14 protein-coding genes and 1 pseudogene are annotated in these 13,455 nt (G+C 34.2%); 8 read left to right on the top strand and 7 right to left on the bottom strand.

Going from position 1 to position 13,455, the window contains the following annotated elements; translation table 11 throughout:
* Positions 1 to 104: 104 nt before the first annotated feature.
* The 5 genes from ACFTQ7_RS06270 to ACFTQ7_RS06250 all read left to right on the top strand — a co-directional run bounded on the left by ACFTQ7_RS06270 (position 105) and on the right by ACFTQ7_RS06250 (position 5,752).
* Positions 105 to 1,028, top strand: coding sequence for a peptidylprolyl isomerase (locus tag ACFTQ7_RS06270; RefSeq protein WP_386827768.1), 924 nt, complete (start codon positions 105 to 107; stop codon positions 1,026 to 1,028).
* Between the two features lie 742 nt (positions 1,029 to 1,770).
* The gene (locus tag ACFTQ7_RS06265) at positions 1,771 to 2,289 is read left to right on the top strand and encodes an RNA polymerase sigma factor SigV (RefSeq protein WP_386827767.1); all 519 of its coding nucleotides are present in this window, start codon (positions 1,771 to 1,773) and stop codon (positions 2,287 to 2,289) included.
* Positions 2,282 to 3,175 (top strand): anti-sigma-V factor RsiV, encoded by an 894-nt coding sequence (gene rsiV, locus ACFTQ7_RS06260; protein ID WP_386827766.1) that lies wholly within the window; start codon positions 2,282 to 2,284, stop codon positions 3,173 to 3,175. Before ACFTQ7_RS06265 ends, rsiV begins: the two co-directional genes overlap by 8 nt.
* A 520-nt stretch (positions 3,176 to 3,695) precedes the next feature.
* Entirely contained in the window at positions 3,696 to 5,093 is a 1,398-nt protein-coding gene (locus tag ACFTQ7_RS06255) for a hypothetical protein (protein WP_386827765.1), read from the top strand.
* A gap of 104 nt (positions 5,094 to 5,197) precedes the next feature.
* A complete protein-coding gene (locus ACFTQ7_RS06250) occupies positions 5,198 to 5,752 on the top strand; it encodes a GNAT family N-acetyltransferase (protein WP_349659521.1) in 555 nt (184 codons plus the stop codon).
* 44 nt (positions 5,753 to 5,796) lie between these two features.
* On the opposite strand, the gene ACFTQ7_RS06245 is transcribed toward ACFTQ7_RS06250, so the two are convergent.
* The 6 genes from ACFTQ7_RS06245 to ACFTQ7_RS06220 all read right to left on the bottom strand — a co-directional run bounded on the left by ACFTQ7_RS06245 (position 5,797) and on the right by ACFTQ7_RS06220 (position 10,517).
* A complete protein-coding gene (locus ACFTQ7_RS06245; protein ID WP_386827764.1) occupies positions 5,797 to 6,135 on the bottom strand; it encodes a GntR family transcriptional regulator in 339 nt (112 codons plus the stop codon).
* A 162-nt stretch (positions 6,136 to 6,297) separates the two neighbouring features.
* Complete coding sequence (locus ACFTQ7_RS06240) at positions 6,298 to 7,884, bottom strand: hypothetical protein (RefSeq protein ID WP_386827763.1); 1,587 nt, start codon at positions 7,882 to 7,884, stop codon at positions 6,298 to 6,300.
* The gene (locus ACFTQ7_RS06235) at positions 7,874 to 8,575 is read right to left on the bottom strand and encodes an ABC transporter ATP-binding protein (RefSeq protein WP_349659524.1); all 702 of its coding nucleotides are present in this window, start codon (positions 8,573 to 8,575) and stop codon (positions 7,874 to 7,876) included. Before ACFTQ7_RS06235 ends, ACFTQ7_RS06240 begins: the two co-directional genes overlap by 11 nt.
* A 20-nt stretch (positions 8,576 to 8,595) precedes the next feature.
* Entirely contained in the window at positions 8,596 to 9,375 is a 780-nt protein-coding gene (locus ACFTQ7_RS06230; protein ID WP_386827762.1) for an ABC transporter permease, read from the bottom strand.
* A gap of 4 nt (positions 9,376 to 9,379) precedes the next feature.
* Positions 9,380 to 10,282, bottom strand: coding sequence for an ABC transporter ATP-binding protein (locus ACFTQ7_RS06225; RefSeq protein WP_386827761.1), 903 nt, complete (start codon positions 10,280 to 10,282; stop codon positions 9,380 to 9,382).
* A complete protein-coding gene (locus ACFTQ7_RS06220; protein ID WP_349659527.1) occupies positions 10,266 to 10,517 on the bottom strand; it encodes a PLD nuclease N-terminal domain-containing protein in 252 nt (83 codons plus the stop codon). The genes ACFTQ7_RS06225 and ACFTQ7_RS06220 overlap by 17 nt, the downstream gene beginning before the upstream one ends.
* 176 nt (positions 10,518 to 10,693) lie before the next feature.
* Between ACFTQ7_RS06220 and ACFTQ7_RS06215 the strand changes: the two genes are divergently transcribed.
* Positions 10,694 to 11,239 carry a helix-turn-helix domain-containing protein gene (locus ACFTQ7_RS06215; RefSeq protein ID WP_386827760.1) on the top strand — a complete coding sequence of 182 codons (546 nt, stop codon included), beginning with the start codon at positions 10,694 to 10,696 and terminating at the stop codon, positions 11,237 to 11,239.
* 33 nt (positions 11,240 to 11,272) lie between these two features.
* A complete protein-coding gene (locus ACFTQ7_RS06210) occupies positions 11,273 to 12,133 on the top strand; it encodes a YitT family protein (RefSeq protein ID WP_386827759.1) in 861 nt (286 codons plus the stop codon).
* Positions 12,134 to 12,195: 62 nt separating this feature from the next.
* Here the strand turns inward: ACFTQ7_RS06210 and ACFTQ7_RS06205 are convergent, their stop codons facing one another.
* Positions 12,196 to 13,035 (bottom strand): hypothetical protein, encoded by an 840-nt coding sequence (locus ACFTQ7_RS06205; protein WP_386827758.1) that lies wholly within the window; start codon positions 13,033 to 13,035, stop codon positions 12,196 to 12,198.
* Between the two features lie 73 nt (positions 13,036 to 13,108).
* Here ACFTQ7_RS06205 and ACFTQ7_RS06200 point away from each other — a divergent pair.
* Positions 13,109 to 13,455, top strand: a pseudogene (locus tag ACFTQ7_RS06200) (hypothetical protein); the annotation flags it as partial.

Below are 13,455 nucleotides of genomic sequence, written 5' to 3'. Positions count from 1 at the left end.
TTTCATTGCTGAAAAAAAATAAATGATCTAATGATTGTCCTGAAATATAATTAGCTAGGTTTTTGTTTTACAACTGCAACAACAAGAAATTAGGAGAGAATTCCATGAAAAAAACAGCATTAAAATTTACACTTGCAGTATCAGTTCTTGCATTAGGCGCTTGTAGTTATGATTCAGCAACTAATGACGAAGTAATCGCTACTTCTAAAGTTGGAGATGTCACTCAAAATGATTTATATGAAGAAATGAAAACATCTTCGGGAAATCAAGCATTTCAACTTCTAATGATTAAAAAAGTACTATCAGTGAAATATGAAGTGACAGAAGATGAAGTAAACGCTCAATTAGAAGCTGACAAAAAGCAATATGGCGATAATTTCCAAACCTTCATTGCACAACAAAGACACACAGAATCTTCGTACAAAAAATCCCTAGAACTTAAATTGATGTATGAAAAGGCATTAGTTGAAAATGTGGAAGTAACAGAAGATGAAATTAAAGCTAAATACGAAAATATCAAAAATGAAATCCAAGCTCGTCATATAGTAGTAGAAAATGAAGAGACTGCTAAAAAGGTGAAAGCGGAACTTGTATCTGGAAAAGATTTTGCAGAAGTTGCAAAAGAGTATTCTATTGAACAAGCAGTACAAACAACTGGTGGGGATTTAGGTTGGTTTAACAAAGCAACTAATATGGATCAACAGTTTTTAGAAGGTGCTTTCGCATTGAAAAAAAATGTTATCAGCGATCCAATTCAATCTAGCTTTGGCTATCATATCATCGAAGTGACGGACAAGCGTGAGATTAAAGAATCATACGAAGATAAAAAAGCCGAGCTTGAAAAGCAATTAAAGCTAGCAAAAGCGGAACCTTCAACGCTATTAACAAAAGTAGCGAAAATGATGAAAGATGCTGATATCAAGATTAAAGATGAAGATTTAAAAACTGCGTTAGATGAGTTTTTAGCTGCTGCTAAAACAGGTACAACGACTGAAGATGCAGATACATCAACAGAAGAAAGTAAATAATTATTCATACAAAAAGCGTAAGGGCATAAGCCTTTACACTTTTTGTATGCTTTAAGAAATAAAAAAATCTATTACATGTGGATTACTCTACAAGTGATTCTTCTTCCAGACTCCACCGCCTTGCTTCTTCGTAAGCTCTAACAAAATCGCTTGTGGTGGCTGAGGAGCTGCCTCCTTGCTTTTGATGTTTTTCAAATGTAGGTTTATAAAACGAACGGTTTTCTAATGAGAATAAACGTTCAGTAAACTATCCAGTATTTGTTTTGTCTAATGCAATCTGGATCTTTAATCCTTGTCCGAACAGTACGTATCTTCTCCTTTTTCCTAAGTAATCTAATTATTAAATCAGCATATACATCCAATTTTTCTTTTGAAATAAAAAGTCTGAATAAATTTTCTCTAAATTTCCCAACTACACACCTAAAAAATAGGTTTTGTTTAGAGCATAGACTAAAAAAGTTTGTTTCGAGATAAAATTGAACTAGTTTACTTACTTATCAAAAGGTATATTTTGCTGCATAAATACAAACTTAGACTTTTGTATAAGTGAAAGCTCTAACTATTCCAATAGGACGGCACTCTAACATTATACAAAATTATTACATAATAGGGATTTACATCACAATAGTTCCTATAAGGATATTGGTATTCCATTTTATTCACAAATTATCAACTCACCCCCCTTTCACCCGTCTAATAGTAGTATACAATTTAAAAATGTTAAAAAGGAGTTTCTTTATACATGAAAACAAGAAATACATTTCAACATGAAGAGGTGTTTGTTCAGTTTATTCGTGAACAGAAAGAACGATTTTATTTGCTCGCGTATAACTATACGAAAAATGAACAGGACGCACTAGATGTTGTACAAGACAGTATTCAAAAAGCAATGCTTTCTCTAGATCGACTAGAAAATGTCGAGTATCTGAAAAGCTTTTTTTATAAAACCTTGGTACGTACAGCCATTGATTTTTTACGTAAGCATAAACGTTTACAGGTGACAGACGATGATACATTGCAATATTTAATACCTGCACAAGAGGATGTCTATGAAAATGTTGATTTAGAACATGCGTTGGACGAGTTACCCCAAATATATCGCGAAGTTGTCATTTTACACTATTTCGAAGATTTAAAGCTCGCTGATGTTGCTAATATCCTGAATATTAAGCTGAGTACTGCTAAAGCTCGTCTTTATAAATCGTTAAAACTCTTGAAAATACAACTGCAAGATGTGAAGGGGGAAACAGCACATGGATGAAAAATTAGAAGAATTAGAAAAGCAATATAATGAAATACCTATCCCAAAAGAGCTTGATTTTGTGGTTGAAAATGCACTTAAGCAAGGTAAAAAGAAGAAAAAAAATCGAGCACCTCAATGGTTACTTGGATCTGCTGCAGCTGCTATGCTTCTTACAGCTGGTTTAAATGTCAGTCCTGCAATGGCACGTACACTTTCTGAAATTCCAGTAGTTGGTAGTATTATCACGGTATTAACATGGACTGAATATGAAGTAGCTGAAGACACATACGATGCAAACATTAAAGTACCTTCTATTGAAAACCTAGAAAATAAAAAACTTTCAAATGCTTTAAATGAAAAATATCGTTCAGAAGGTAAGGCTCTATATGATAACTTTATTCCTAATGTTGCTAATATAAAAGCAAATGGAGGTGGTGTTTTAGGTGTTGATAGCGGTTATGAAGTGAAAACAGATAATGACCAAATCTTATCAGTCGGTCGCTATACGACCACTACAATTGCATCGTCTTCTACAGTTATGCACTATGACACAATAGATAAAAAAAATGAAATTCTAATTACATTACCAATGCTATTTAAAGATGACAATTATATTAAAACTATCAGTGAAAACATTAAGGAACAAATGCGGGAACAAATGGCTATACCTAACCCAAGAAAAGTGTACTGGGTAAAAGGCGCAGGTCTATCAGATGAAGAATTTATGGACTATGACTTTACAGCCATTAACGCAGAACAGCAATTTTATATTACTGATAAAGGTAAACTTGTAATCTCCTTCGATGAATATGAAGTAGCGCCTGGCTATATGGGTGTAGTGGAATTCGAAATCCCAACCGATGTCATAAAAAATGATCTTGTAAATACTAAATATGTTCATTAAATTGGAGTAGAGAATTGCAATTTTTAAATAAAAAACATTCTTTAATAAGAGTATACTTAAAATTAGTGAACATTCAAATAAAATAAAAAAAGTCCCGGGTTTAAAGTTAATTGATTACCTGGGCTTTGTTCTTACTTAATATATTTATCATAGAACCGTTTAAGCAATGTGGTAATAAGAAAACTCCAGTTGCAGAAAGACTAATTGTAGAGAATGACATTATATCATCTCCAAATTTAATGTCTTTAGATAAAAGAATATCTACTGAACTTTCGTTATTTTCATCCCATTATTTAAAAACTTTAGGTTACCCCCAAATGCTATAAGTACTAATTGAGCAATTTGTTTGTTTTCTATTGAAACGGTACAGAAATACTAAAACATTTGAGAACTTGGATGGAAAAGTTTTTCTGCCAGTCCATATTATCATTCTACTTAAGGAGAAATTTTTCAAAACCATCACCAACTTTTTTCCCCTTCATATTCTATAGAATCAGATCGAATATTGAGGGGGAAACGTATGGGGATTGAATTTTCTGCTCTCCATTGGATTTACGTTGTTTTTATTATCCTTATCATTGGCTTTATGGTTAAACGTCGCGATACCACCCTCATTTGTGTACTAGGCATCTTCATGCTAGCAATCTTTGCTACAGGCGATTTAACTGCGTCCATTAGTGGTATTTTTAACAGTTTTATATATGCCATTACAGAGCTGTTGTCGACCATCCTCATTATTTCTATTATTGTTGCGATGAGTCGAGTGTTGATGGCCTCAGGTATTAATGAAGTAATGATTGCTCCTTTTACAAAAATCATTAAAACACCTGCATTAGCTTATTGGACGATTGGTCTGTTAATGATGTTTATTTCGTGGTTCTTTTGGCCATCACCAGCTGTGGCGCTTTTAGGGGCAGTTTTGCTACCTGTTGCTCTACGTGCAGGCTTACCAGCACTTGGGGTGGCGATGGCGATGAATTTATTTGGTCACGGAATTGCTCTCTCGAGTGATTTTGTTATACAAGGAGCTCCAAAGTTAACTGCTGATGCTGCTGGAATTCCAGTTAGTGAGGTGATGACTGCTAGTATCCCCCTTGTTATTACAATGGGTGTTGTTACTACAGTAGTAGCCTATATCTTATTACGACGGGATATGAAGCGTGGATCAGCGAATTTATTTGCTACAAACGATACAAGTGAAGAGGTAGAACAAGTAACTGCTGAAAACCTGCTGACACTCGGGCAAAAACGCTTTTTTGCAGTACTTATTCCAATCGCCTTTATACTCGATGTCATTGCAATGTCTATTTTAAAATTACAAGGTGGTGATGCAACAGCTTTAATAGGAGGAACCTCTGTCTTTATCCTACTGTTACTTTGCGTTGTAGCCCACAAAAAACAAGGGCTAGAAAAGACAACAAGCTATTTAATTCAAGGATTCCAATTCGGTTTTAAAGTGTTTGGACCGGTTATTCCCATTGCAGCTTTTTTCTATCTAGGAGATTCCGGATTTACAAAAATTATAGGTGAATACTTACCAGTAGCTTCACATGGTATCGTCAACGATCTCGGTGTGGGTCTAGCTGCAGTAGTTCCATTAACGAAGGAAATTGCAGTCGTCACTTTAGCAGTCGTTGGTGCCATCACAGGCTTAGATGGCTCTGGTTTCTCAGGTATTTCCTTAGCAGGTTCCGTCGGTAGTTTGTTCGGTAATGCTATTGATGGAGGTACTGCAACTTTAACAGCTTTAGGACAAATAACAGCGATTTGGGTTGGTGGAGGAACGCTTATTCCTTGGGCACTAATCCCGGCAGCTGCGATTTGTAACGTTAGCCCCTTCGAGCTTGCGAGGCGTAATTTATTGCCTGTGGCGATTGGTCTTGTGATTACAACCATTGTGGCAGTATTTTTAATATAACATTGAAAAAGCAGGAAACTCTTTTAGTAGTTTCTTGCTTTTTCTCTTCCATACAATTACGATGGTATAATTTAACTTTACAAATTAGAAAGGTAGGTAATTCAATGAAAGTATCCTATTGGTGTGGAGATAAAATACGTTTAAGAGCGCCTAAGTCTGAGGACATTCGTATGTTTGAAAATTTAGATGATGATATACTAAAAAACCTTGACTCCATCGCTTTTCCTCGGACAAATCAGCAAATTGAAGAATGGATCAATGAAATATCATCACAAGGGGCATCTACAGTGAGTGATGATTTTTACTGGATTGCGGAGGATGCTTCGAACAATGCCGTGGGGACCATTGAAGTTTCTGGATGTGATGCAAAGAACGGGACCTTTGATTATGCTATATCGATATTTCCTCCATATAGAGGAAAAGGATATGCAAAAGATATGATTTTAACCATTTTAAAGCATTATTTCTTAGAACTTCGCTATCAGAAAGCAACCATTTGTGTTTACTCCTTTAACGCATCTTCTATAGCTTTACATAAAAAACTACGATTTGTGGAGGAAGGCCGCTTAAGAAATATGATATATACAAATGGTACCTTTTACGACGAGGTCTATTTCGGAATGACCAAGGATGAGTTTACTAAAATACATGCTAATTAATAAGAGATGGCTTCTGTATATTGCAGCAGCCATCTCTGTCTCTCTTAACACTCACTATAATATTTATGCAAATTTTCATGTAACATCTGCTGTAGTTGATGTTCGTTAATACTTAAAACATAAGCTTCACACATTATTTGTTCAACCTTTATAGAAATTTGTTGAAGGTCAAGACTCTTTGCTTCAGCAGACTTAATAACAATTGCTTTTGAGTTAGGTTTTATATCAATTATCCCCTTCTTTTGTAGCTCCTTGTAGCTTTTATGAACGGTATGAAGATTGAGATTTGTTTCAGCCGCTAAATTACGAATGGAAGGTAATTGGTCACCATTTTGCAAGTTCCCTTTTGCTATTTCAAAAAGAAGTTGCTGGGTTAACTTCACATCAATTTCGCCTTGGCGTAATTGCGTCCGGATTTTGAATTATGCCTGCATAATTCAAAATCCGTGACATCCGCTGGAGGCTGTATCTTCATTCAGTAGGTGTTTGGACACCCACTGAATGAAGATACAAAGGAATGTTACTCTTTAAATCTAATTTTACATTCAATTGTTTAAGTATCCTTTCATATTCTTTCCTTCAAAAAACATTTTATAGATTACTGTAATTGTACATAAAGTTACAATTACCAAAATAATTAGGGCTGTCATCGATGGAGAAACATTGAAAGTAAGCAAGCTAAAATGGAGAAGCCCAATGACAATCAATATCGGTAATCCATAAAGCAAGCTTATTAAAACTGTAGGATTTGATTTTATTGCCTCCGATGGATTAGACCATTCAAGTAATGGATGCCTTCTATCATAAAGCGGAGACAATAAATTATAAGTCATGACTAATAGTAAAGTAATCAGTAAATGCAGTACTGTTATAAAATCAGCTCTAGCAAATAGCATATAAATAATATAGCTTATTACCACCGATATCATGCCGATACATGATGAAGTCATGACTTTTGCTAGATAAACCTTTTGTGAATCAAATGGCAATGTCATGCTAGATGCATAGTATTTCCCCTCTCTTGAATAGGGAGTCCCACTAATATTGTTCATACAACTCATCAACAAAACCATATAGACAAATAGAAAAGATTCGTTGTCCAACATCCATTCAACCTTTAAAATAGTCGTCTGTCCGAGAATTAAATAAATGATTGTACAAATTGGCATTAAAATCATCCCTAAAATAGCTTGCATTTTAAAATACGGTTCAGACTGAATAATCCAATATTCACGCTGCAAATAATTGATCCAGCTGCTTTGAATATCTCTCCCCCAAACTTTAGTCGTTTTTTCTATTCTGCTTACAAGCAAGCCATGTTCATAATACTTAGACGCTATTATTTTTATAGTTGCTTTAAACAATACATAACATAGTGCGAATAATAAGATAAAACTTATTGCCGTATTAAATGACAAAAGCGTCTCCACCAATGACTGTTGCATTGCAAAACGATAACCTATTTCTAGAAAATCAGAAATTGAAGCACTTAAGGATGATATTGTTGAAACATCTAATTTCACTAAAACAGTGCTGATTGCATAATTATTTTTTATTAGAAAGTACAGTATTGGGCTTATACCAATACCTACTATAAGCGTCATCCTAACCAGTAGATATACGGATGCATTAATAAACACTCTGCGAAAATGATTCAAAATGGACAACACTAATAGAAGGATTAATACAATTAAAACGTTCATGACAAGTAAAAATACTATTGATTTTATAGCAACACCTAGACTAAACTCTATCAGGAATATGGAAAATGTAGGTATTGATAAAATACTTACCGCCATTATCGGTAGAGTTACTCCACTTATAATTTTCGACATGACAACCTTTTTCGCAGAAATCGGTAAATGAGCAAATATAGCAAAATCACTTTGACTAAACACTACCGAAATGGCAAAATACGAAATCAATAAAAATGTCACACCATTTGAAAGAAGAACATTGTAAAATAAATACTCCTCTGGGGTCGCTATGAAATAGATAATGAAGGTAACTACAAAATACTGCATGGCTACATAAATAAATGCAATAATTAGGAGGGCTTGAATTACTGGCTGCTTTGGCTTTGCATAAAAGGATGTTAAAAAGAATTTGATTAATTGCATATTATCCTTCATTAGCTTGTTTCTCCATAAAAATAGTCTCTAAGCTCCCATCGACTAGCAATTTCTCAACACGCTCATGTAAGACGATTTTCCCATCTTTTAAAAACGAAATGGATTGACAAATTTTCTCAGCAACATCTAACAAATGAGTTGAAAAGAGCACGGTCCCCCCTTTTTCAACATACTCTTTCATACAATTTTTAAAAGCAACGACAGCAAGTGGATCTAATCCATTTAACGGCTCATCCATAATTAGGATAGGTGGACTAATTGTAAAAGCAGTAATCAACGCAATCTTATGAAGCATTCCATAAGAATACGTTCCCATAGGTTTATAAATACTTTTTTCCATACCAAAGATGCTAATAAAGCTTTGTAGTTTTTCATCATCAGTCTTTTCATATAGCTTCAAAACAAAATGTATCCAATCATATGCAGCTATATTTGGAAATACATGAATCGTATCGGGTATAAAATAAAATTGCTTTTTATATTCTAGCGATTGCGATTTCGAAACATTATTAATTATTATTTTCCCGCAATTTTGTTCTACTAATCCAGCAATACAATTTAATGTCGTTGTTTTACCTGCACCATTCCCACCAACAAACGCCAGTATTTCTCCCTTTTCTATTTTTAACTCTACTCCTTTTAAAACCTCCTGCTGGCCATACGACTTCTGTAAATCTTGTATCGATAACAAATTTTTTCACCTAATTTCATTTAAAATTTCTTTTTCGCAATGAAACTTTGCATAGTAATGATCATCAATACAACTAACAGCAGCGTTACTACAATATTGATGCCAACCCAAGATCCCACATCACCCGACATTAAAATATTTGTTGCATACATACTATTACTAGCAGGATTCACAACATCTATTAATGGATGTAGGCCAGCGATAAAACGACAAATAAATAGGCTAACAATACTTATTAGTGCAATAAATGCAGGACTATTAAAAAATGTACTCATCATTGCAACAAACGTTATGATGAATAATAGCCAAACACAATAAAATGCTAAAGCCCACATAGCTTGCGTCATAGGAACCGAAGTAAATAAATACGCTGAATAGCCATAGGACACTGCATAGCCAAGAGCTATACATATAACCGCCAATATATAATGGATGATGATTTTACTATTTAAATAAGAAGATATCGATACTGGCCTTGTTAAGATAAATGCCATCATGCCATTCGCTTTTTCTCCTTGAATAATGCTCATAGTGGCAACGACCAAAATAATAATGCCTAGCTGATCAAACTGTGAATTTAATGTTGAGGCTAGTACCTCCTGTCCCACAGGCTTTGCCATCGTAGGATCAATTATTATACCCTCAATACCACCCGCTGATTGTAAAATAACAGGTAAATAATACATCATAATCGGCTGAGTTAGCCCTAGTAAAATAAATACGATTGGGAGCCAAAATATTTTATATTCCCTTGCCATTTGCTGTACTTCTTTTTTGCTTAATGCAATAAAAGCACTCATTTTATTACACCACCAATTCCAAAAATATTTCTTCTAGATTGTCTTGAATACCTACTTCAAATTTAGTAAACATCACTTTTGAATCTAATCCATGCTGTATTAGTCGATTAGCATCTGTTTGCAAATTTTCAACGTGTATTTTGAAGCCATCTCCACAGTTTTCGATTTTCTTCACATATGGTAAATGTTCAATCATTGTTAACCATTGAAAATCTGCCTTTCTGATCACTAAAAAGATAGCTGATTCTTGATGGCGTTTTAGCAGCTCTGACTTTGTAGCATCTTCTATTTTGTAACCATTTTTAATCATCACAAAGCGCTCACAAATTTCCTCTGCGTCGCTCAATATGTGCGTTGATATTAAAACTGTCGTTTCTTGTTTGATCTCTTTTAATAGATTTAACACTTCTCTTCTACCTATTGGATCTAGCGCTGATACCGGTTCATCCATAATCATTAAAGCTGGCTTATGCAATAATGCTTGTGCGATGCCAAGGCGTTGCTTCATACCACCAGAAAATGTCCCGACATGACTATGTGCTTCCTTCCCTAAGCCGACCTTTTCTAAAAGCAATGGGATTTCTTTCTTCAATTCATTCTTTGCTACGCCAGAAAGTGTCCCCATAAAGGACAATGTTTCAAATGCTGTCATCCATGAAAAAAAATTAGGATACTGAGGTAAGTAACCAATTTGATTTCTCATAGATGAAATCTTTTGACCATCAAGAAGAATTTCTCCTTTGTCTGCATTCAGAATATCGGCAATGATTTGAATTAACGTGGATTTCCCCGCTCCATTTGGTCCAATTAATCCGACACACTCATTAACATCAATGACCATTGAAAAATCATTTACGGCTGTTTTTTGTTTAAACTTTTTCGTAATATTTTTAATTTCTAAGCGCACGTTTATTTACATCCTTTCTACCAATAATGAAGTATAGAACAGAACCAATTGAATTACAGAACAAAATAATAATGGTCCACATTAGTATGTTTTCTCTCGTATCGCGGTGCCGGTATAAGTCGAATAAAGCAACAATGATTAGAACAAATCCTACGAATATAAATGGCAAAATGATTGGAAGTATGCTTGCCCAATCTATTTGCTGTAAATCATCAAAACCATAGTGTAATTTCATTTCTAAAACCCCTATTCATTATCATTATCGATAATGATAACAGAAGATGTAAAAAATTTCATTACCTTTTTACTGTACATCCTTTTAAAAAACCTATAGTATATTTTTTGGTAATGTTCTCATATTGATAACATTTGATTGCTTCCCTTGATTCCATATGATAGGAGGATCGTTTTATGCGGAATAAAGCAGAGGTATTAATGCACCCTGTGAGAATGAAAATTTTACAAGCTCTCATGCACGAGAAAGAAGATGGCTTAAGCACTTTGGAGATGATTTCTATCATAAAGGATGTACCTCAAGCTACTTTGTATCGGCACATTCAAATTTTAGTGGATGAAAACATCATAAAAATTGTGAAAGAGCGAAAAGTACGTTCTGTTACAGAAAAATTTTATGCAGTAAATGAAGGAGCAGAAAAACTTAATGAGGATGATTGGGCACAACTAACGATCAAACAAAAATTAAACTATGTTTCCTACTATCAATTAACTTTACTATCTCAATATCAAAATTATTTACATTCACTTGATGAAGAAGAAAGTCTTGCAGATTGTGCAACTTTTTCATTTATTGATTTAACGTTAACGAATGATCAATTCAATAAATTTGAAAATGAATTAAATGGTTTAATTAATAGATACTATAATATGGCCGACTCAAGTAAAGAGACTGATTCTGAGACAAAAACAATAGCAATAAATATTATTCCAAAACCTTAAGTAGTATTTTACATAAAGAAATGGAGAAGATTTATGAAAAAAAGTAAGTCAGTTGAAAACACAAGAAAATTTATCATGATTATAATTGGCGCCATCATCGCGGCATATGGACTAGAAGCGGTTTTAATTCCGAATGATGTCATTGATGGTGGCGTGACGGGGCTTAGTATTATGGGCGCAACCCTCTTTGGTATTCCATTAGGCGTACTGCTCTTTGTATTAAACATTCCGTTTATTTTTATTGGCTACAAACAAGTAGGTAAAACATTTGCATTGATGAGTACTGCTGGGATTGCCGCTCTATCTATTTCCACAGTGCTTATGCATGATGTTAAAACAATTTTAGGTCCGAATGATCCACTATTAATTGTTTTATCTGGTGGTATGTTACTTGGTGTTGGGATTGGGATTGTCTTACGTAACGGTGGCGCTTTGGATGGCTCAGAAATTTTAGCCGTGTTACTTTCACGTAAGGTTCCGTTTTCAGTCGGGGATATTATATTATTTATTAATGCCTTTATTTTCTTAGGGGCAAGCTTTATTTTTGGCTTAGAGAGCGCACTATACTCAGCTTTAACATACTTTATTGCGAAAAACGTTATCGATATTATCCAAGATGGTTTAGAAAAATCAAAAGATGTTCGTGTTGTCAGTGCAAAATCAGAGGAAATTGGTGATGCGATTCAAGCTCGTTTAGGTCGTGGTGTTACATATACAAAAGGGCGTGGCGGTTTTTCCAATGAACCAACTGATATATTAAACTGTGTTATTAACCGTATGGAAGAAAATAAACTTGTATCGATTATTAAAGATATTGATGAAGGTGCCTTCATAGTTATTTCTGATGTTTCAGAGGTACGTGGTGGGAACTTCAAAAAACGTGATATTCATTAAAGTCTACTCACTATCCAAATAAAAAAACGCACATTGCTAAATGATTTTAGTAATGTGCGTTTTTATTTTGGCGAATGCTTTTGTTTATTTTCTAGTCTTTCTTTTAAATCATTAAAGTCTTCGATTACATCTTCCATTGATAATTTTTTAGCTAATGCAATCCCCTTTTGAATAGATTTCGATGCTTCTTCAAATTTATTTGCTTTGATTTGGGCATCTGCAAGGAAATACCAATAAAACCAGGCATCCATATTTAAAATTTTTTCTTTATAAAACTTTTCGATGATCGGATAGTAATTAGAATATAATTCTTCGTTATAGACCAACTTTTCACCATTCCATTTTAGTACATCCACTAAATAACTATCACCAATATACATTTGCCAAACTGCTAGACCAACTTTTTGTACACTATTTACAAAGTCCATTTTGTGATAAGGAACTTCAGCAATCTTTTTGAATGAGTTATTAATCCATTGGAACACTTCCAGATTGCTTCCCATTGCCGCCCCAATCGTCACACCAAATAAATATTCTTTTGTGCCATCACCAGTAATATCTACCAAACCAGAAAAATCCAAATCGACTCCTTGCATTTTAGTTTCCCAAATCTTTCGCCAATCTGTATTGTGTTTTTTTAGCACTATTGATCCAAACTGAAAAGGGTAACCCTTTGCTTTAATGTTATAAGTGAATATTATTTCTTTCTGTCCATCGTGGTCTAAGTCATAAAATTGAATTGGCCGTGTGGAGAAAGGATTTTCAGGGCTTATAAGTGACGCATTCGATGGCATAAATCTACTAACTAAGTCTTCTTCCTGGTTCTCCTTAGCGTGAACAAATATTGGAGTAAAACAAACTGCAAAAAGTAGCAATAAAGTAAATACTATCATTTTCTTCATCAAAATGTCCCCTTTTACAGCCAAATATAACATATAGTATTGACGTAATTAGAAAAGAAATTCTTCAATAAACTTGCAAGATGACGAAGTACAATCAATTGCGTTAAAATATTTTCTAAAGACGATTGATGTATACGTATCTGTCTTTAAAGGGTTCTCTATCCATCATTTTGACGGTTCTATCCATCATTTTGATGCTTCTATCCATCATTTTGACGATTCTATCCGTCACTTTGACGATTCTATCCATCATTTTGATGGTTCTATCCGTCATTTTGACGATTCTATCCGTCATTTTGACGGTTCTATCCGTCATTTTGACGATTCTATCCGTCATTTTGACGATTCTATCCGTCATTTTGACGATTCTATCCGTCATTTTGACGATTCTATCCGTCATTTTGACGATTCTATCCGTCA

The sequence above is a fragment of the Lysinibacillus sp. NPDC056959 genome (assembly GCF_042674095.1).
Lineage (GTDB): Bacteria > Bacillota > Bacilli > Bacillales_A > Planococcaceae > Lysinibacillus > Lysinibacillus zambalensis.
The sequence above is the reverse complement of the archived record's forward strand: the minus strand, read 5'-3'. Positions and strand labels throughout refer to the sequence as shown.